18 protein-coding genes are annotated in these 19,051 nt (G+C 64.5%); 10 read left to right on the top strand and 8 right to left on the bottom strand.

Features of this window, described 5'->3' with window-relative positions; genetic code table 11:
• Positions 1-43 precede the first annotated feature (43 nt).
• Positions 44-742 (bottom strand): helix-turn-helix transcriptional regulator, encoded by a 699-nt coding sequence (locus NKL04_RS30115; RefSeq protein ID WP_023700107.1) that lies wholly within the window; start codon positions 740-742, stop codon positions 44-46.
• A gap of 127 nt (positions 743-869) precedes the next feature.
• On the opposite strand from NKL04_RS30115, the gene NKL04_RS30110 reads away from it, so the two are divergent.
• The 6 genes from NKL04_RS30110 (at position 870) to olsB (ending at position 7,966) form a co-directional block, all read left to right on the top strand.
• Positions 870-1,952 carry an RsmD family RNA methyltransferase gene (locus NKL04_RS30110; protein ID WP_031209139.1) on the top strand — a complete coding sequence of 361 codons (1,083 nt, stop codon included), beginning with the start codon at positions 870-872 and terminating at the stop codon, positions 1,950-1,952.
• A gap of 34 nt (positions 1,953-1,986) precedes the next feature.
• Positions 1,987-2,844, top strand: coding sequence for a TrmH family RNA methyltransferase (locus NKL04_RS30105; protein ID WP_023683061.1), 858 nt, complete (start codon positions 1,987-1,989; stop codon positions 2,842-2,844).
• Positions 2,841-3,329: a signal peptidase II gene (gene lspA / locus NKL04_RS30100; RefSeq protein WP_023700109.1), complete on the top strand. Its 489-nt coding sequence runs from the start codon at positions 2,841-2,843 to the stop codon at positions 3,327-3,329. Before NKL04_RS30105 ends, lspA begins: the two co-directional genes overlap by 4 nt.
• A 105-nt stretch (positions 3,330-3,434) precedes the next feature.
• The gene (acuI, locus tag NKL04_RS30095; RefSeq protein WP_023700110.1) at positions 3,435-4,424 is read left to right on the top strand and encodes an acrylyl-CoA reductase (NADPH); all 990 of its coding nucleotides are present in this window, start codon (positions 3,435-3,437) and stop codon (positions 4,422-4,424) included.
• 101 nt (positions 4,425-4,525) lie between these two features.
• Positions 4,526-6,814: a response regulator gene (locus tag NKL04_RS30090; protein ID WP_023669762.1), complete on the top strand. Its 2,289-nt coding sequence runs from the start codon at positions 4,526-4,528 to the stop codon at positions 6,812-6,814.
• A gap of 276 nt (positions 6,815-7,090) precedes the next feature.
• Positions 7,091-7,966: a l-ornithine N(alpha)-acyltransferase gene (gene olsB / locus NKL04_RS30085; RefSeq protein WP_023683057.1), complete on the top strand. Its 876-nt coding sequence runs from the start codon at positions 7,091-7,093 to the stop codon at positions 7,964-7,966.
• Positions 7,967-8,073: 107 nt separating this feature from the next.
• On the opposite strand, the gene NKL04_RS30080 is transcribed toward olsB, so the two are convergent.
• Complete coding sequence (locus NKL04_RS30080) at positions 8,074-8,706, bottom strand: trimeric intracellular cation channel family protein (RefSeq protein WP_031209141.1); 633 nt, start codon at positions 8,704-8,706, stop codon at positions 8,074-8,076.
• Between the two features lie 147 nt (positions 8,707-8,853).
• Positions 8,854-9,483: a nucleotide exchange factor GrpE gene (gene grpE, locus NKL04_RS30075; RefSeq protein ID WP_023691975.1), complete on the bottom strand. Its 630-nt coding sequence runs from the start codon at positions 9,481-9,483 to the stop codon at positions 8,854-8,856.
• Between the two features lie 259 nt (positions 9,484-9,742).
• Between grpE and NKL04_RS30070 the strand changes: the two genes are divergently transcribed.
• Together NKL04_RS30070 and NKL04_RS30065 are read left to right on the top strand one after the other, a co-directional pair.
• Complete coding sequence (locus tag NKL04_RS30070) at positions 9,743-9,943, top strand: hypothetical protein (protein WP_023669766.1); 201 nt, start codon at positions 9,743-9,745, stop codon at positions 9,941-9,943.
• Positions 9,944-10,027: 84 nt separating this feature from the next.
• Positions 10,028-11,050 carry a fatty acid desaturase gene (locus NKL04_RS30065; protein ID WP_023700112.1) on the top strand — a complete coding sequence of 341 codons (1,023 nt, stop codon included), beginning with the start codon at positions 10,028-10,030 and terminating at the stop codon, positions 11,048-11,050.
• A gap of 319 nt (positions 11,051-11,369) precedes the next feature.
• On the opposite strand, the gene NKL04_RS30060 is transcribed toward NKL04_RS30065, so the two are convergent.
• The 5 genes from NKL04_RS30060 to cysG all read right to left on the bottom strand — a co-directional run bounded on the left by NKL04_RS30060 (position 11,370) and on the right by cysG (position 16,197).
• Positions 11,370-11,903 (bottom strand): DUF934 domain-containing protein, encoded by a 534-nt coding sequence (locus tag NKL04_RS30060; RefSeq protein WP_023700113.1) that lies wholly within the window; start codon positions 11,901-11,903, stop codon positions 11,370-11,372.
• A 107-nt stretch (positions 11,904-12,010) separates the two neighbouring features.
• Positions 12,011-12,775 (bottom strand): phosphoadenylyl-sulfate reductase, encoded by a 765-nt coding sequence (locus NKL04_RS30055; RefSeq protein ID WP_023700114.1) that lies wholly within the window; start codon positions 12,773-12,775, stop codon positions 12,011-12,013.
• Positions 12,750-14,420 carry a nitrite/sulfite reductase gene (locus NKL04_RS30050; protein ID WP_023700115.1) on the bottom strand — a complete coding sequence of 557 codons (1,671 nt, stop codon included), beginning with the start codon at positions 14,418-14,420 and terminating at the stop codon, positions 12,750-12,752. Before NKL04_RS30050 ends, NKL04_RS30055 begins: the two co-directional genes overlap by 26 nt.
• 35 nt (positions 14,421-14,455) lie before the next feature.
• On the bottom strand, positions 14,456-14,749 hold the full coding sequence (locus tag NKL04_RS30045) for a DUF2849 domain-containing protein (protein WP_023691980.1): 294 nt from the start codon (positions 14,747-14,749) through the stop codon (positions 14,456-14,458).
• A complete protein-coding gene (cysG, locus tag NKL04_RS30040; protein WP_023713439.1) occupies positions 14,746-16,197 on the bottom strand; it encodes a siroheme synthase CysG in 1,452 nt (483 codons plus the stop codon). Before cysG ends, NKL04_RS30045 begins: the two co-directional genes overlap by 4 nt.
• Positions 16,198-16,616: 419 nt before the next feature.
• On the opposite strand from cysG, the gene NKL04_RS30035 reads away from it, so the two are divergent.
• Both NKL04_RS30035 and NKL04_RS30030 read left to right on the top strand, forming a co-directional pair.
• On the top strand, positions 16,617-17,069 hold the full coding sequence (locus NKL04_RS30035; RefSeq protein ID WP_023700117.1) for a baeRF12 domain-containing protein: 453 nt from the start codon (positions 16,617-16,619) through the stop codon (positions 17,067-17,069).
• A gap of 184 nt (positions 17,070-17,253) precedes the next feature.
• A complete protein-coding gene (locus NKL04_RS30030; RefSeq protein WP_023700118.1) occupies positions 17,254-19,044 on the top strand; it encodes a cation:proton antiporter domain-containing protein in 1,791 nt (596 codons plus the stop codon).
• Positions 19,045-19,051: the final 7 nt, after the last annotated feature.

The raw sequence follows: 19,051 nt of genomic DNA, 5'->3' as shown, positions 1-19,051 counted from the left end.
CAGATTCTGGCAGCAGCGTCTTGTGGGCGCGTGGAAAGGAGCATTAAGCGCCAGGCTGGCGCTTCGGTGCGTCCAGCGTCGCGCGCCATTCCTTCAGCAGCGCCTGCCGACGACGCGGATAGCGGATATCCGTGGTGTTGAGCCCCGACATCCGGTCGGCGCGAAAATGTCTGAAATCCTGCCGCGTCTCGCACCAGGCCACCACCACCCGCACCTTGTCGAAAAAGCCGAGCGCGAATGGCCAGATCAAGCGCTCGGAGGCGGCGCCGCCGGCGTCGCGGTAAAGAAAGCCGAGTTTTCTCTCGTTGCGGATCGCCTGGCGCACCAGGCCAAGGTCGATGCTTTCGACAGCATCGCCGTGCGGCCCGACCAAAAGCGCGGTCGCATCGAGGTCCTCGCGCAGATCATCCGGCAGCACAGCGGCGATCTTGGCCAGCGCGTCGGTGGCGGCGGCCGACAGCCGCTTGTCCGGTTGTCTGGCAACCCAACGCGATCCCAGAACGATGGCCTCGATCTCCTCGTCGGTGAACATCAGCGGCGGCAGCATGAAGCCGGGTTTCAGCACATAGCCCAGCCCAGCCTCGCCCTCGATCGGCGCGCCTTGCCCCTGCAGCGTGGCAATGTCGCGGTAGAGCGTTCGGATCGAAACGTCCATCTCGCCGGCAAGCGTGCGACCGCTCACCGGCCGGCGATGCCGGCGCAGGATCTGGATCAGGTCGAGCAGGCGTTCGGAACGGGACATGATTCGAGATTTGCCTGTTTCCTCAGCGAGGTCCACCACCTCAGACATTCGCACGCTGGACCATTTTGTTTGCGCAGCCGGTGACCCTATGCCAAAAGCGGCCTGCCGCCTCCGGAGACGCTCCTGCTTGAAGTCCTTTCGCGACAAACGCCGCGACAACCGTCCGCCCGCAAAAGGCAGGACCGAACATGCGCGGCCGCAGCCGGAGACCGTACCAATCCGACCCGAAGCCAGACAGCAACGCCACGAAACAAAACCGGACGACCGGTCTGATCCGAAGCCCGCCCCCCGTATCCTGGCGCGTCGCGAAGGCATCCTGCCCACTGAGCGCCTGCCGGTGATCCTCGAAGTGGCGCCCAATCAGGATTATGCACTGCTCGACAGCGGTGCCGGCGAGAAGCTCGAACAATACGGCCCCTACCGCATCGTGCGGCCCGAGGGACAGGCGATCTGGCAAAAGGCCTTGCCCGCCAGGGACTGGGACCGAGCCGACGCCATCTTCACCGGCGACACCGACGAGGAAGGCATCGGCCGCTGGCGGTTCCCGAAGGTACCGCTGGGCGAGACCTGGCCGATGAAGCATGACGGCATCGACTATCTCGGCCGCTTCACCTCGTTTCGCCATGTCGGCGTCTTCCCCGAGCAGGCTTCGCACTGGGACCATATGGCCAGCCTGATCGCGGCGGCCAACCGCCCGGTCAAGGTGCTGAACCTGTTCGGCTATACCGGGCTCGCGTCTCTCGTAGCCGCCCGCGCCGGTGCCGAGGTCACCCATGTCGATGCCTCCAAGAAGGCGGTCGGCTGGGCGCGCGAAAACCAGGAAATGGCCGGTCTCGGCAGCAAGCCGATCCGCTGGATCGTCGACGATGCTGTGAAATTCGCCGAGCGCGAAGAGCGCCGCGGCAGCCGCTACGACATCATCCTGTTCGACCCGCCCGCCTATGGCCGCGGCCCCAAGGGCGAGGTCTGGCAGTTGTTCGAGGACCTGCCCGGCCTGACCGACCTTTGCCGCGCGATCCTGACGCCGAAACCGGTCGCCATAGTGCTGACCGCCTATTCCATCCGCGCCTCCTTCTTCGCCATCCATGCCTTGATGCGCGACACCTTTGCCGGCATGGGCGGCACGGTTGAATCAGGCGAACTGATCATCCGCGAGCAGTCCGCCGGGCGGGCGCTGTCGACATCGCTGTTTTCGCGCTGGGTGGCCTGAATGCCCCGGAGACCTGAATGCCCGGGAGTCCCGAATGAATGAGCGGCACGCAGGTGCGCCCGGGCAGGTCAAGGAAGTCACCAGCCTTGCCAATCCGCTGATCAAGGACATCAAGGCGCTCGCCCAGAAGAAATTCCGCGACCAGCAGAACGCCTTCATGGCCGAAGGGCTGAAGCTGGTCATCGACGCCCTCGACCTCGGCTGGTCGATCAGGACGCTGGTTTTCGCCAAGGCCGGACGCGGCAATGCGGCGGTCGAAAAGGTGGCGGCGCGCACGGTTGCCGCCGGCGGCACCGTGCTCGAAGTGTCCGAAAAAGTGCTGGTCGCCATCACCCGCCGTGACAATCCGCAAATGGTGGTCGGCGTCTTCCGGCAAAAACTGCTGCCGCTAAGAGACATCCGCGCTCACGACGGCGACGTCTGGGTGGCGCTCGACCGGGTGCGCGATCCCGGCAATCTCGGCACCGTCATCCGCACCGTCGATGCCGTCGGCGCCAAGGGCGTCATCCTGGTCGGCGAGACTACCGATCCTTTTTCTGTCGAGACCGTGCGCGCCACCATGGGCTCGATCTTCGCCGTGCCGGTGACCAAGGCGACGCCGGAAGCATTTCTGGCTTGGCGAAACAGCTTCTCGGGCCTGGTGGTCGGCACCCATCTGAAGGGTGCGGTCGACTACCGCTCGGTCGATTTCTCCCGAGGACCGGTGCTCTTGATGATGGGCAATGAGCAGCAGGGCCTGCCCGACAATCTGGCGGAAAGCTGCGACCGGCTGCTGCGGATTCCGCAGGCCGGCCGCGCCGATTCACTCAATTTGGCGGTCGCCACCGGAATCATGCTGTTCGAGATCCGGCGCGGCGCGCTGAAACTTGCCCCGGAGGACGCCACATCGTGAAATCATGGTCTCCCTATGCGCTGCTGGTGGTGATGGCAATCGCGCTCGACCAGTGGATAAAGCATCTGATCGAGACCGGCCTCGTCTTCCAGGAAAAGCTCGACCTGGTGCCATTCCTGGCGCTGTTTCGCACCTACAATACCGGCATCGCCTTCTCGATGTTCTCGTCCTTCGGCGACACCGGCCTGGTCGTCATCGCGGTCGTGGTCGTTGCCTTTGTGCTTTACCTCGCAACGCGCACCCCCGCCGGCCATGTGCTGGCCCGCATCGGCTTTGCCCTGATCATCGGCGGCGCGATCGGCAATCTGATCGACCGCGCCGTCTACGGCCACGTCATCGACTATATATTGTTCCACACGCCGGTATGGTCCTTCGCCGTCTTCAACCTCGCCGATGCCTTCATTTCGGTCGGCGCGGCGCTGGTCGTCTTCGACGAGTTCATAGGATGGCGGCGCGAGGCCAAGCCGCAAGGCCCAGAAGCTTGACGGCCCGACTCTTTTGACCAATTGACCTCGCCGGACGGTCGCCGCACAGTTCGGCCAGAGCCAGCCAATGCCGACCGCCAGCCTTTGCGAAGCCGAGGAGAAGAGATGCCTGAAACCTTCAAAGCCATCCTCGTTTCGCGCGACGCCGAAAAGAAACAGTCGGTGGAGGTCGTCGATTTCGGCGAAGCCGATCTGATGGAAGGCGACGTCACCGTCGCCGTCGAGGCGACGACGGTCAACTACAAGGACGGGCTGGCCATCACTGGGAAAGCGCCAGTGATCCGCCGCTGGCCGCTGGTGCCGGGCATCGATTTCGCCGGAACCGTCCTCTCCTCATCGCATGCCGACTGGCGCAAGGGCGACAAGGTCATCCTCAATGGCTGGGGCGTCGGCGAGACGCATTTCGGCGCCTATGCCGGGCGCGCGCGCGTCAACGGCGACTGGCTGGTGCCGTTGCCCGACGGCATCAGCGCGCACGATGCGATGGCGGTCGGCACCGCCGGCTATACGGCCATGCTGTGCGTCATGGCGCTGGAGCGGCACGGCATCCTGCCGGATCGCGGCCCGGTGGTGGTGACGGGTGCAGCCGGCGGCGTTGGGTCGGTCGCGGTCTCGATCCTGTCCAGCCTTGGCTATCACGTCATCGCCTCGACCGGCCGCAACGCCGAGAGCCCCTATCTGATCGACCTCGGTGCCGCCGAAGTGATTTCGCGTGAGGAACTCTCCCAGCCGGCCAAGCCGCTGGCCAAGGAGCGCTGGGCCGGCGGCATCGATGCCGTCGGCAGCCACACGCTGGCCAATGTGCTGTCGATGACCGCCTATGGCGGCGCGGTCGCCGCCTGCGGCCTGGCGGGTGGCATGGATCTGCCGTCGAGCGTCGCCCCGTTCATCCTGCGCGGCGTCTCGCTGCTCGGCATCGATTCGGTGATGGCGCCCAAGGCCGTGCGCCTCGAAGCCTGGCGCCGCATCGGCAGCGATCTCGATCTGCAAAAGCTCGCCGGCCTGTCGACGACCATCGGCTTCGACGACATCATCGCCGCCGCCCACGACATCGTCGAGGGCAAGATCAGGGGGCGCATGGTCGTGGATATGTGAGGCCCCGAAGCCGCCAGAACGGGCGGCAAAAATGCATGACCGCTAAAATTCGAACGATCCGCCGCGCTTTTCCATAATCTCTATCTGGCAAGGATTTCCGCATGATCGCGGAGTCCGCCAGGAAAGAGAAGAGCCGCGCCGAAAGCATCGACGGGCCGAACCCGGCGACGCCCAAGCGGCAGCATGTTGCTGCGCCGCCGCTGGCGCCGGATTTTCCGCGCGCCACGCACGAGGGCCTGCTGTTCCTGACGGTCGTCGCCAGCGTCGTGCTGGCGGGCCTGTCTCACCTCACCGGCGCGCCGATCTTCATCACGTTCGGTCTGCTGGCGACCGGCCTTGCCGGCGTCGCCATGCACCTGCGCAACCGCCGCACCGTCCACCGCGCGACGGCCTTGCTCGACGAAACCGCCGCGCGCAGCCGCGCCGAGATCGAGACGCTGGCCGACCGCATGTGGGAGATGCAGGAGAGCGAGGAGCGTTTTCGCGGGCTGATCGATGCGCTCGGCGATCTCGTCGTCCACCGCGACCGCGACGGCCACATCGTCTATGCGAACATGGTTTTCGCCGGCCTCGTCGGAACCGATCAGCGCGACCTTGCCGGCAGGACTCTGGCCGACCTCGGCATCGATGTCGGTATCGTTCCCGACGCCGCCTTTTCCGATCATGAATGCCTGAGTTCCACCGACGTCTCCATACGTACCCCGAACGGTCCGCGCTGGTTCTCATGGATCGAACTGTCGGTGCGCGACAAGGATAGCGGCGCCGTCTCGCACCGGGCGATTGCCCGTGACATCACCGCCCGCAAGCGCGCCGAATCCTCGTTGATCACCGCGCGTGAGCGCGCCGAATATGCCAGCCAGGCCAAGTCGCGCTTCCTCGCCACCGTCAGCCATGAGATCCGCACGCCGATGAACGGCATCATGGGCATGGCCAAGCTTCTGGCTGACACCAATCTGTCGCCCGAGCAGCGCACCTATGTCGGCGCCGTCTCGACCTCGGCCAGCGCCCTTTTGGCGCTCATCGAGGATTTGCTCGACTATTCCAAGATAGAGGCCGGCCGTTTCGACCCGGAGCCGCAGCCGACATCGCTGCGCGAAATCGCCGACAACATCATCGAACTGATGGCGGCGAAAGCCTTCGCCAAGAACATCGGCCTCGGCTGTCATGTCGAGCCCGACGTGCCACAGATGATCATGGCCGATCCCGGCAGGGTCAGGCAGGTGCTGCTCAACCTGATCGGCAATGCGATCAAGTTCACCGACACCGGCGGCGTGCTGGTTTCGGTTGCACGGGCCCGCACCGAGACCAGCGACCGCATCTGCTTCACCGTCGCCGACACCGGCCCTGGCCTGCGCGAAGAGGATATGGAGCGCATCTTCGAGGAGTTCGAACAGTCCGACGGCACCTCGACCCGCACCCATGGCGGCGCCGGCCTCGGTCTGGCCATATCGAGGCGCCTGGTCGCCGCCATGGGCGGTGCCATTTCGGTGTCGAGCCGGCTTGGCGAGGGATCGGAATTCGTCTTCGAGATCCCGGCCGCAGGAGCAACCGAGGCACCGCAGAACCGGCAGAACATCCTGGCCGGCCGGCGCGCCGTGATCGTGTCGAAGAACGCCGTCGAGGCCGACGCCATCGCCCGCACCATCCGCGCCCATGGCGGCGCCGTCGACGTCGCCGCAACCGCTTCCCAGGCGACGCCCTTCGCCGAACATTGCGATGTGCTGTTGATCGACGCGGCCCTGGAGGACGGCGACGGCAGACTGCTCAAGCGCCTGCGCCAGAGTGGCTTTGCCGATTGCGAGGCGATCACGCTGATCGCGCCGACCGACCGCGGCATGCTTGGCGAATTCCGCGCCAGCGGCTACGCCACCTTCCTGGCAAGGCCGGTGCGCGGCGAAACGCTGCTGCGCGTGCTGTTGACCAATCACGCCCCTGCCTTGCCCCAGCCCAAGCCGGAAAAGAGCGGCGTGTCCGCCCTTCGTGTCCATGGCGGGCGCCGGCAAGGCTTGTCGGTGCTGATCGCCGAAGACAACGACATCAACGCCATGCTTGCCCGCGCCACGCTTTTGAAGGCGGGACATCGCGTGAAAGTGGTCGGCAATGGCAAGGCCGCGGTCGAGGCGGTGACCGAAGCCGGGCTGAAAAACCGCTTCGATGTGGTGCTGATGGATCTGCACATGCCGGTCATGGACGGGCTGGACGCGATCGCCGCCATCCGCCGCCACGAGGAGGAAATGGCTGTGCCGCCGGTTCCGATCATGGTGCTTTCGGCCGACAGCCAGGAAAAGACCCGCCACACCGTGCTCGCCCATGGCGCCAGCGGCTTTGTCACCAAGCCGCTCGATCCCGACGCGCTGGTCCATGCCGTCGAGGGCCAGGTGGCCGCCTGAATTCATGTCGCTCGAAAATGGCCCCGGTTTTGAGAAGACGACATGCACAAAACAAAGACTTGAAGCGCGTCGCGTGAATCGTCCCAGCGCGACGCGCTTCAAGGTGACGCTGGCGCAATCCTCGCGTCACGTAGGTAGCCGAATGAGGGTTTTCGCCAGCCGACGAAGTATTGCCCGTCGCGCCGTATCACGGTACTGTCACAATCCTGTTGCACCTACACCGTATCCCCGTGCCAAGAGGGATGGCTCGAAGGAGAATCACTCGTGCATACAGTTATGCCGGAATGTGACACTCGGCCCAGCGCAGGCGGCGCTTTGCTCGCCGCGCGGAACGCCGATGCCGTCGCAACAGGCGCACCGCTGGGCCGTATCGGCAATCTCGAAGTGCGGCTTGCCCGCAATGAGGCCGAGATCGCCGCCGCGCAGGAAGTGCGCTACCGGGTGTTTTATGACGAGCTTGGCGCCAGGAAGGACCTGTTCCAGGCGCAGGACCGGCGCGACGCCGACCGCTTCGACCCGCTGTGCGACCATCTCCTGGTGCTTGACACCTCGATCTCCGGCCCCGAGCATCGCCGCATCGTCGGCACTTACCGCCTGCTGCGGCAAGAGATTGCGGCGACCGCCGGCGGCTTCTATTCCGAAGGCGAGTTCGAACTGACCAAGCTGATCGCCCGCCATCCCGGCCAGCGCTTCCTTGAGCTCGGCCGCTCCTGCGTGCTGCCGGAATACCGCTCGAAGCGCACCATTGAGGCGCTGTGGCAAGGCATCTGGGCCTACATCAACCACTATGAGATCGGCGTGATGACCGGTTGTGCCTCGTTCCCTGGCACGGTGCCGGCTGCGCATGCCGAGGCGCTCACCTACCTTGCCCATCACTGCCGGACCAACTCCGCCTGGGATGTGCGGGCGGTCTCCGGCCGCTATTGCTCGATGGATCTGATGCCGATCGAGGCGGTCAACGCCAAGGCGGCGATCGCGGCCATGCCGCCGCTGGTCAAGGGCTATCTGCGCGTCGGCGCCCGCATCGGCGACGGCTGCGTCATCGACCGTGAGTTCTCCACCGTCGATGTGTTCGTGGTGATGCCGGTCAAGGAAATCGGCGCCCGCTACGTCAACTATTATGGCGGGGAAGCGCAGCGCTTTGCGGCGTGAGGCAGTAGGCAGTAGGCAGTAGGCAGTAGGCAGTAGTGAAGGCTGCCGCGAATTGCTGACTACCGACTATTCCCTATTCCCTATTCCCTATTCCCTAATCCCTCTCCCTACGGAATATCCTCCGGTCGCCGTCCCGGGCGGCTCTTGTAGGACGGAAAGGTCCAGCCGAATTTCAGCGCGCCGCCGCGCACCAGGAAAGACGCGACGAAGCCGGCGATATCCGAGGCGAGCGGCGGCAGGCCGGCAAGATCGCCAAGTGTGTAGAGGCCGGCGCCCGCGAGTGCGGCGGTGACGTAGATTTCGGGCCTGAGCAGCACCGATGGCTCGCCGGCCAGCAGATCGCGCAGGATGCCGCCAAATGTGGCGGTCAACACGCCCATAACAACGGAGACGACCGGCGAGCCGGTGATGGCCAGCCCCTTGGCCGCGCCCATTACGGAAAAGGCCGCCAATCCGATGGCGTCGAGCCAGAGCAGCCATTTCCAGCGGGATTCGACGCGGTGGGCGATGAAGAAGACCAGCACCGCAACCGCCGCGCAAACCAGCACATAGCCGGAGTTGGCGACCCAAAAGACGGGCAGGTTGAGGATGACGTCGCGAAGCGTGCCGCCGCCAATGCCGGTGACGCTGGCCAGAAACAGGAAGCCGATAATGTCGAGCTGCTTGCGCGAAGCCGCCAACGCCCCGGTCGCGGCAAAGACGGCGACGCCGGCATAGTCGAGGAGGTCGATGGGTGTCAGGGACATGAGGTAGTAGGGATTGGGAATTAGGGAAAGTATGAATAACACGAAGCCGCGCGATTGATACGCCTGCCCCTATTCCCTATTCCCTATTCCCTATTCCCTATTCCCTATTCCCTATTCCCTATTCCCTACTGCCTACCCTACTCACGCATCCTTCTCGGCCTGCTCGTTCACCGGCCCCGGCTCGACCGGCGCTTCGGTGGCCGCGATCTTGGGGCCGCCCTTGGCGACCCCGACCATGGCCGGCCGCAGCACGCGCTCGCCGATCGAATAGCCCGGCTGCACGACCTGGACGACGGTGTTGGCCGGCACATCGGGATTGGGCACTTCGAACATCGCCTGGTGGAAATTCGGGTCGAACTTCTCACCTTCCGGTTCGAGCTTCTTCACCCCATGCCGTTCCAGCGTCGACAGCATGGCGCGCTCGGTGATCTCGACGCCGTCGATCAGCGCCTTGAAGCCGGCATCTCCGGCCGCTTTCGCCTCGGCGGGGATAGCATCGAGCGCGCGGCGCAGATTGTCCGACACCGACAGCATGTCGCGGGCGAAATTGGCCACCGCATAGGCGCGCGCATCATGCACGTCGCGGGCGGTGCGGCGGCGCAGATTCTCCATCTCGGCTGCGACGCGCAGCGCGCGGTCCTTCAGCTCCTCGTTTTCCTTCAGCAGCCGCACCAGCGCTTCATAGTCGCCGTCGATGCCGCCTTGCGTGCGCTCGGCCTCGGCCGTTTCGATATCCTCGGGCGCGCGTTCGTCTTTTGTCTGGTCGCTCATCGCCATTTCCCGTCATTCGAATGGTTTGGATTTGCGCCCGATATCGAGGTTTGGCGGCCAAAAATCAAGGGGCAAGCCCAGGAGGACGCCCCACAGCAGGCAATGTTGCGGGCTGCCCGTCGGACTTGGTGCGGGGCGCAAGGACGTTCAAAATTAATTCAAACTTTACCGTAACGGCAGCCTTTGCTTGCCAATACCCCGCTATGGGGAACCATTCAAAGCTTGGAGGAGTTTTGAAACCGACACAGGATTTGAGACAATGGACCGCAATACTGGCAACAGAAGCGAAGAGCTCGCCGCCGACATCAGGCGCCAGTTCGGCACCGAGGCGACGACGCGCTTCTTGCGCACCTTGCCGGCCTTCCGCACCGAGGCCGACATTCCCGCCCGTTTCCGGGATCTGCTCGACCGGCTGGACGGCATAGAAGCCAGCATGGCCGGCGGCCAACGCCGTCAATAGCGATGCTATCGCGCGACAATTACGCGCAGTAATTTTGCGTGAGCTTTTCCTTGCGGCAGCGGGACGCCCCGCCTATGCTTCCTGATGAACATGATTTCCCCCGAGACGGCCGCCAACAGCAAGCGCGCCTGGTTGAAGATCCTGGCGCGCTACAAGAAGCCCGACCGGCGACGCAGCACTCTTGAACTCGCCATCACCCTTATTCCTTTCGTTACGCTGTGGGCGCTGTCTTCGGCAGCCTATTCCTATGGCCACTGGTGGGGCTTGATCCTGATCCTTCCCGCCGCCGGTTTTCTGGTGCGGATCTTCATGATCCAGCACGATTGCGGCCACGGCTCCTTCTTCGCCAACCGCACTGCCGACGACTGGATCGGCCGCGCGCTCGGCGTGCTGACGCTGACCCCTTACGATTGCTGGCGGCGCGCGCACGCCACCCATCACGCCAGCGCCGGCAATCTTGACGAGCGCGGCATAGGCGATATCAGGACGTTGACGGTTGCTGAATACCGGCAGCTGTCTTGGCGGGGACGCCTTGCCTATCGTCTCTACCGCCATCCCCTGGTGATGTTCGGCCTTGGCCCGATCTGGCTGTTCATCTTCGAGCAGAGGCTGCCGGTCGGCATGATGCGCGGCGGCCTGACGCCCTGGGTGTCGTCGATGACCACCAATCTCGGCATCGCGGTCGCGGCAGCGCTGCTTATCTGGCTGGTCGGCCCCGGCGCTTTCCTGATCGTCCATTTGCCGATCGTGATCCTGGCCGGATCGGCCGGAATCTGGCTGTTCTACGTCCAGCACCAGTTCGAGGAGACGGAATGGGCGAAGGACGAAGAGTGGGAATTCCAGCGTGCCGCCCTGCACGGCTCGTCCTATTATGATTTGCCGCCGGTGCTGAACTGGTTCACCGGCAATATCGGCGTCCATCACGTGCACCATCTCTCGGCCAAGGTGCCGGGCTACCGGCTGCAGGAAGTGCTGCGCGACTATCCCGAACTGCGCGGCATCGGCCGCGTCACGCTCCTCGACAGCCTGCGCTGCGTCAAGCTTGCGTTGTGGGACGAGAACCGCCGCAAGCTGGTCTCGTTTCGCGAAGCGCGGGCCTTGGCCTAAAAGCAATTCCAGCAAAGTGTGAGGCGGTTTTCCGGGCTTTCGCTTGGGAATTCCGTAAGACAAAGAAAAAAACCGCCGCACCGAAGGCGCGGCGGCATCTCCCAAAAACCGGCTCAGGCAGCCTTGCGCTCCTCGCGCATCCAGACCTTGCAGCCCTGATCATGTCAGGCGCCTTTTCGGCGATCATGATGGACGGTGCATTGGTGTTGCCGCCGATGAGCGCCGATTCCTCCCTCGCGCCCGGCGGATATTTCCGTCCGGACAGCCAGGAGAAGGCCCGATCACAGTCTTTGTAAAGACAGGCGGAATTACCGTCGCGTCAGCTGTTGCGAACGCGCCGCCAGGAGTATTTCGGCCCCTTCGGCTCCGACGCTTCGGTCGGCTGATAGTAAAGGCCCAGCCCGCCTGTGCGGCCTTCTTCGAGGCGCTTCAGCAGAACCGGGTTGGAGATCTCGAACTCGTCGAAGCCGAGGCGCAGCATATGCGGCAGCTGGTCGACGAGCACCTGGCCCGTGGCGCGGACCGCGCCCTCGAAATCGTAGCGGCTGCGCAGCAATTCGCCCTTGGAAAACGAGCGGCCGTCGCTGAAGGCCGGAAAGGCCAGCGCCACCAGCGACAGCTGGTCGAGCAGATCCACGATCTTTTCCAGCTGGTCGCCCGGCAGCAATGCGACGCCCAGCCGCTCCTTGGCCGAGCGCCGCACCTCGGCATCGAGGCCGAGAAATGCCTGCAACGGCAGGATGAAGCGGCCATTGCCCGCCAGTGCATCCGCACTTTCGGCATGTGTCCACTCGTCCTCGCGAAAACCCGTCCGGGTCCAGAGGCGGGTCTCCGCTGTCGTCGGTTCAGTCATCGAAAATTCCTAAAAGCCCCAAAATCGAAGTCCGCGAAAGCCGGTCCACACGGCCTCCGGGCGGAAGCCGCCGTTGCAGGCCAGCCTCACCTGAATATCACCATAGCTTAAAGGGATGCGTCGGTCAGCGACACTTCCAGTCCCGACAGATGGATGCCGCACTCGGTTTTGGCATGACCGGCCCAGCGGCCGCTGCGCGCATCCTCTCCCGGCTGCACCGGCTGCGTGCACGGGAAACAGCCGATCGACAGATAACCGTACGCAACCAGCGGATTTTCGCGCAGCGCATGCGCGCGCATGTAGTCGGCCTGGTCGGATGTCGTCCAGTGCGCCAGCGGATTGATGCGTACGCGCGGGCCGACCGCCTCGAACACCGGCAGCGCCGCACGCGTCGCCGCCTGGAAGCGCTTGCGGCCGGTCAGCCAGGCCCGGAAGGGGGCGACGCCCCGCGCCAGCGGCTCGACCTTGCGCACGTCGCAGCAGGCATCGGTATTGCTCTGGTGCAGATTGCCGGTCGGATCGACCCGCTCGAGCGCCGCGTCTTCGGGCTTGATCACCCTGATGTTGGTCAGCCCGAAATCGGCGACCAGCGCATCGCGATAGCCCAGCGTCTCTTCGAAATGCTTGCCGGTGTCCAGGAAGATGACCGGCAGCGTGCGGTCGACCTTGGCGATCATATGCAGCAGGACGGCGGAATCCGCGCCGAAGGACGACACGGCGGCGATCTCGTCATGAAACAATTCGCTCGCCGCGCGTTCGATGATGTCGAGCGGGCTCAGATGTCCATACAGCGCGTCGAACCCCGCCGCTTTGGCGGCGATGCTGTCGTCGACGTCGACGATGCGGTCAAGCGGCCTTGGTTTCGCCAGCATAGAGCGCCTCCTTGAACGGCGCGGGACCGACACGGCGGTAGGCGTCGATAAAACGTTCACTGGGACCGAGCCGAAGGCCGAGATAGGTGTCGACGATCTGCTCGATGGCGTCCGTGATCTCTTCCGAAGAGAAGCCGCGGCCGATGATTTCGCCAACCGAGGTGTTCTCGTCGGCCGATCCGCCAAGCGTCACCTGGTAGAGTTCGGAGCCTTTCTTCTCGACGCCGAGGATACCGATATGGCCGACATGGTGATGTCCGCAGGCATTGATGCAGCCGGAAATCTTCAGCTTCAATTCGCCGATCTCGCGCTGCCGCTCCAGCGAGGCGAAGCGAAGCGAAATCTCCTGCGCGATCGGGATCGAGCGCGCTGTCGCCAGCGCGCAATAATCGAGGCCAGGGCACGCGATGATGTCGCTGATCAGGTTGGAATTGGCCGTCGCGAGGCCAATGTCGACCAAAGCGTCGTAGACCGCTTTCAAATCGGCGCGCGCCACATGCGGCAGGATCAGGTTCTGCTCATGGCTGACGCGCAGTTCGTCGAACGCGTATTTCTCGGCGATGTCGGCGACCGCTTCCATCTGGCTGTCGGTGGCATCGCCCGGCACTTCGCCGATACCTTTCAGCGAAATCGTCACCGCGGCATAGTCGGGATGGCGATGCGTCACGACATTCTGGTCGAGCCAATCCGAGAAGCTTCTGGAATCGAGCCGCGCCAGCTTGATCGCCGCGTCGCCTTCCGGCCGGGCGGTCAGTGCCGGCGGCGCGAAATAGGCGTCGATGGCACGGATGTCGGCTTCCGGCAGCTTCAGCTCGGCGTCCTTCAGCTCCTGCCATTCGGCCTCGACCTGGCGGGTGATTTCCTCGACGCCGGTCTCGTGGACGAGGATCTTGATGCGCGCCTTGTACTTGTTGTCGCGGCGGCCATAGAGGTTGTACACGCGCAGGATCGCGGTGCAGTAGGACAGCAGGTCGGCTTCCGGCAGGAAGTCGCGGATCTTGCGCGCCACCATCGGCGTGCGGCCCTGGCCGCCACCGACATAGACGGCAAAGCCGAGCTCGCCGGCGGCGTCCTTCTTCAGATGCAGACCGATATCATGCGTCTGGATGGCGGCGCGGTCGCGCTCGGCCCCGGTCACCGCGATCTTGAACTTGCGCGGCAGGAACGAGAATTCCGGATGCACAGACGACCATTGCCGCAGGATCTCGGCATAGGGGCGCGGATCAGCAACCTCGTCGGCGGCGGCGCCGGCAAAATGATCGGCGGTGACGTTGCGGATGCAATTGCCGCTGGTCTGGATGGCATGCATCTCGACGCTGGCGAGATCGGCCAGGATCGCCGGAATGTCGGACAGCGCCGGCCAGTTGAACTGGATGTTCTGGCGCGTGGTGAAATGGCCGTAGCCCTTGTCGTATTTGCGCGCGATGTGGCCGAGCATGCGCAACTGGGCGCTGTTCAGCGTGCCATAGGGCACCGCGATGCGCAGCATGTAGGCGTGCAGCTGCAGGTAGACGCCGTTCATCAGCCGCAGCGGCCGGAACTGATCCTCGGTGATCTCGCCGGACAGCCGGCGTTCGACCTGGTCGCTGAACTCGGCGACGCGGGCTTGGACAAAATCGTGGTCGAACTCATCGTAGCGGTACATGTTTCGTCTTTCAGGGCGCGTCCGCCCGTATTTTGTTACGCTGCCCGCGCAGCCTGCTTGCCCAGATCTTCCCGGATGGTCGGGCCGGCGGCGCGGATCTTTTCGCGCAGCCGCACCGGCACGACGATGCCATTGACGACTTCAGCGTCGATCAGATTGACGTCGACAACCTGATTGTTGGCGTTGGCCTTGGCGCCGATTGCTTCCAGCCTGTCCTCTGCCGCTTGGTCATGGGCAAGGTCGGCATGGTCGACCGTCTCGGCCCAACCGCCATCGGCGTACCAGACGGCGATGCCGTCGGAGAGGCGGTTTGCGGTCAGTATCTTCATGGCTCGACCTCTGCGTCGGCCGCGTTGGCGGCGCCCTCATAGTTATGTGCCGCAAGCGGCTCGGAACGTTCAAAGTTGGCGCCGGCAACCGCGTCGCCGATGATGGTCATCACAGGACCGGCCAGGTCGGCGCGCTCTTCCAGCGACGGCAAATCGGCCAGCGTGCCGTGGAAACGGCGGCGGTTCTGCAAGCTGGCATTCTCGACCACGGCAACCGCCGTGTCCGGCGACAGGCCGGCCTCGATCAGCCGTCCGGCGACTTCGGCGGCGACCGAGCGGCCCATATAGACGGCGACGGTGGCGCCGGAAATGGCGAGCTTGGCCCAATCCGGCAGCGAATTGCCCTTCAGATCATGGCCGGTGGTGAACACCATCGACGAGGAGACGCCGCGCAGCGTCAGCGGCAGCTCGAAATCGGCGGCGGCGGCAAAGGCGGCGGTGACCCCGGGAACTACATCATAGGCGATGCCGGCATCGCGCAGTGCGGCCATCTCCTCGCCGGCGCGGCCGAACACCAGCGGGTCGCCCGACTTCAGCCGCACGACGCGCTTGCCCTGCCTGCCGAGATCGACCAGCAGCGCATTGATCTCGGCCTGGCTCTTGGTGTGGCATCCCTTGCGTTTTCCGACCGGCAGCCGCTCGGCGTCGCGGCGGCCCATGGCGACGATCGCCTCCGGCACCAGCGCGTCATAGACGATGACGTCGGCTTCCATCAAAAGCCGATGCGCGCGCAGCGTCAGAAGATCCTCAGCACCTGGCCCGGCGCCAACCAACGCGATATGGCCCGAAGCCGGAGCCTTCGACAGCAACAGATCGGCGGCGGCGTCATGCGCCTGCGAAAGCTCGCCGGCTTCGACGGCGCGCGCCGGTGCACCCTGGAAAAAACTGCTCCAGAACTGGCGGCGGGCGTTGCCTTTCGGCAGCAGCTTTTCGGCGGCACCCCGGAACGAGGCGGCAAGCGCTGCCAGCGGCCCGAGCGACGGCGACAGCATGCGGTCGATGCGGCTGCGCAGCATCTGCGCCAGCACCGGACCCGCGCCTTCCGTGCCGATGGCGATGGCGACCGGGGCGCGGTTGACCAGCGCCGGGGTGAAGAAATCGCATAGCTCCGGCCGGTCGACGGCATTGACCGGAATGCCAAGGCGGCGCGCATCGTGGGCGACGCGGCGGTCGAGCGTCTCGTCGCCGCTGGCGGCAAACACCAGGACCGCGCCTTCGAGATGCGCGGCGTCGTAGGGGGCGTCGATACGGATGGCGCCGGTCGTGGCGATGAAGCTCAGCAATTCGGCGTCGGCAACATCGGCAATGATGCGAAGCACAGCGCTTGACTGATCAAGCAGCCGCGCCTTGGCCAACGCTTCGCCTCCGCCGCCGACGATGGCCACGGCTTCGCCTTCGACCCGCATGAAGACCGGGAACGCGGTGAGCTTGGGATTGGCGTGCGGCATGACGAACAGATTCCGGAACAATTTCGGCAGTTTTAGGCGCGGACGCGAAAAAGCTGAAGGAACCCACTCGCGCATCCCCTGACGGGAGGCAATCGGTTTTCCGCAAGCCAAACGGCCAAGAGAAAAATATTCCACATCCGCATATCAGGCGGATTCAAGCTGCTGCCGCAGGCTTTGTTCTGCGGCTCTTTTATCCGGGAGCCGGCCAAGCTGCAAAATTATTTTTTCTAAATTCTACCAATCTAGTAGATTAAAGCCGTCACCTCGGACATTGCTCCGATAGACGATAGATCGGGCTCGATATGGCTGCGTGCGATCTCGGCGAACGAAGTGGAACGTTCCCGCTTCGCCACGCGTTCTGCCCCTGCCGTAACAGACAATCGTCGGCTGGATTTGAACCTTCAAACAGGAGCCCGCAAATGAGCAAGATCAACCTGAAACATGGCCTTCTGGTCATGGTGGCCGATGGCGAGAAAGCGCTGTTCCTGAAGAACGAGGGCGACAATCTCTATCCGAACCTGCAGCTCTTCCAGGAGATGAAACAGGACAATCCGGCAACGCGCGAACAAGGCAGCGACAGTCCCGGCCGCTACAATGACGGCCCCTCCGTGCATCGCAGCGCGGTTGAGGAAACCGACTGGCACCGGCAGGGCAAGGAACGCTTTGCCGAAGAGATCGCGGACCGGCTCTACAAGCTCGCCCATCACGGCATCTTCGACGACATCGTGCTGGTCGCGCCGCCGCTGGTGCTCGGCACCATGCGCAAGAAATTGCACAAGGAAGTCACCGACAAGGTGCAGGCGGAGATCCCAAAGACACTGACCAACCGCCCGCTGATCGACATCGAGGCCATGCTGCAGCAGGCAGCCTGACGCTATCTCATAGATCATTCGCGCGCGCAGCGTTTTCGCTGCGCGCGCCTTTCGTTTTTCGGCGCCTCTGGCCACCAATTTACGTCTCGCGGGTTGCGTCGCCCGCACCCCCTCCACCATATTGCAAAGGCGGCGGCTGCGGGCGGCGCACACCCGACATTTCCCGAAAGGCGCTCCATAGACAATGCCGCATGACACGCCCCTTATCGCCACCATCGTCGCCGGTCTGGGGCTGGCATTCATCTTCGGGGCGCTCGCCAACCGTTTTCGCATCCCGCCGCTGGTCGGCTATCTCGTCGCCGGCGTGCTGGTTGGACCGAACACGCCGGGTTTCGTCGCCGATGCCGGTCTTGCCAATGAGCTGGCCGAAATCGGCGTCATCCTGCTTATGTTCGGCGTCGGCCTGCATTTCTCGCTGAAGGATCTTCTCTCCGTCCGCGCCATCGCCGTACCCGGCGCCATCGTCCAGATCGGCTTTGCCACCGCGCTGGGCGCCGGCCTTGCCTGGATGCTCGGCTGGTCGATGGGCGCAGGCCTCGTCTTCGGCCTGGCGCTTTCCGTCGCGTCCACAGTGGTGCTGTTGCGCGCGTTGCAGGAGCGACGGCTGATCGAGACCGAGCGCGGCCGCATCGCCGTCGGCTGGCTGATCGTCGAGGACCTCGCCATGGTGCTGGCGCTGGTGCTTTTGCCGGCGTTGGCCGGCGTGCTCGGCGGCCAGCCGCAGGTCGATGACCATGCGAGCCTTTTGTCGCTGCCGGCCAGCTTCGGCATCTGGGGCGTCGTCGGCCTCACGCTGGCCAAGGTCGTCGCCTTCGTCATCGTCATGCTGGTGGTTGGCCGCCGCGTCATTCCGTGGATCCTGCATTACGTCGCCCATACCGGCTCGCGCGAACTGTTCCGGCTGGCGGTGCTGGCGATCGCGCTCGGCGTCGCCTTCGGCGCCGCCAAACTGTTCGGCGTCTCGCTGGCGCTCGGTGCCTTCTTCGCCGGCATGATCATGAGCGAATCCGAGCTCAGCCACCGCGCGGCGGAGGAATCACTGCCGCTGCGCGACGCCTTCTCGGTGCTGTTCTTCGTCTCGGTCGGCATGCTGTTCGATCCGTTCAGCCTGATGAGCAATGGCTGGCCGATCCTGGCGACGCTGGCCATCATCGTCATCGGCAAGTCGCTGGCCGCCTTCGTCATCGTCATCGCCTTCCGCTATCCGCTGGGAACCGCCTTGATGATCTCGGCCAGCCTCGCGCAGATCGGGGAGTTTTCCTTCATCCTGGCCGAGCTCGGCGTCGGGCTGAAACTGTTGCCGCAACAGGGACGCGACCTGATTCTTGCCGGCGCCATCCTGTCGATCCTGGTCAATCCGCTGATGTTCCTTGCCCTCGACTGGATGAAGCCGTGGCTGGACGCGCGCGCCGCCAAGGCAGCACCACCGGAAGAGGCCAAGCCGGTCGGCCCGGCGACGCAGCCCGGACAAGTGGCCTCGGTGGCCGCCGCGGCAAAAGAGAATGGCCCACCGCCACGCACAACGCTTTCGGGCCACACCATCCTGATCGGCTACGGCCGCGTCGGCAGCCTGGTCGGTGCCGCGCTGAAACAAGCATCGCTACCGTTCCTGGTCATCGAGGACGCCGACAAGACGCTGGCGAGGCTCAGAGACGACGGCGTCGAAATCGTCTCCGGCAATGCGGCCAATGGGGGCGTGTTTGCCGCCGCCAATCCGCAGGGGGCCAAACGCTTGATCCTTGCCATCCCCAACGCGTTCGAGGCCGGGCAGATCGTGCTCAGGGCACGCGCCGCGAATCCCGGCATCAACGTCATAGCGAGGGCCCATTCCGATGCCGAGGTCGAGCATCTCAAAGGCCTCGGCGCCGACACCGTCATCATGGGCGAACGCGAGATCGCCCGCGGCATCGTGCAAGAAGTGCTGGAGAAAAAGCGGATGCCGCGCCCCGAAGCCATTGAGCCCTCCCCGGCCTGAGGCTTGC

It is taken from the genome of Mesorhizobium sp. C264A, assembly GCF_040324515.1.
Classification (GTDB): domain Bacteria; phylum Pseudomonadota; class Alphaproteobacteria; order Rhizobiales; family Rhizobiaceae; genus Mesorhizobium.
This window is presented reverse-complemented; position numbering and strand designations above follow the sequence as displayed.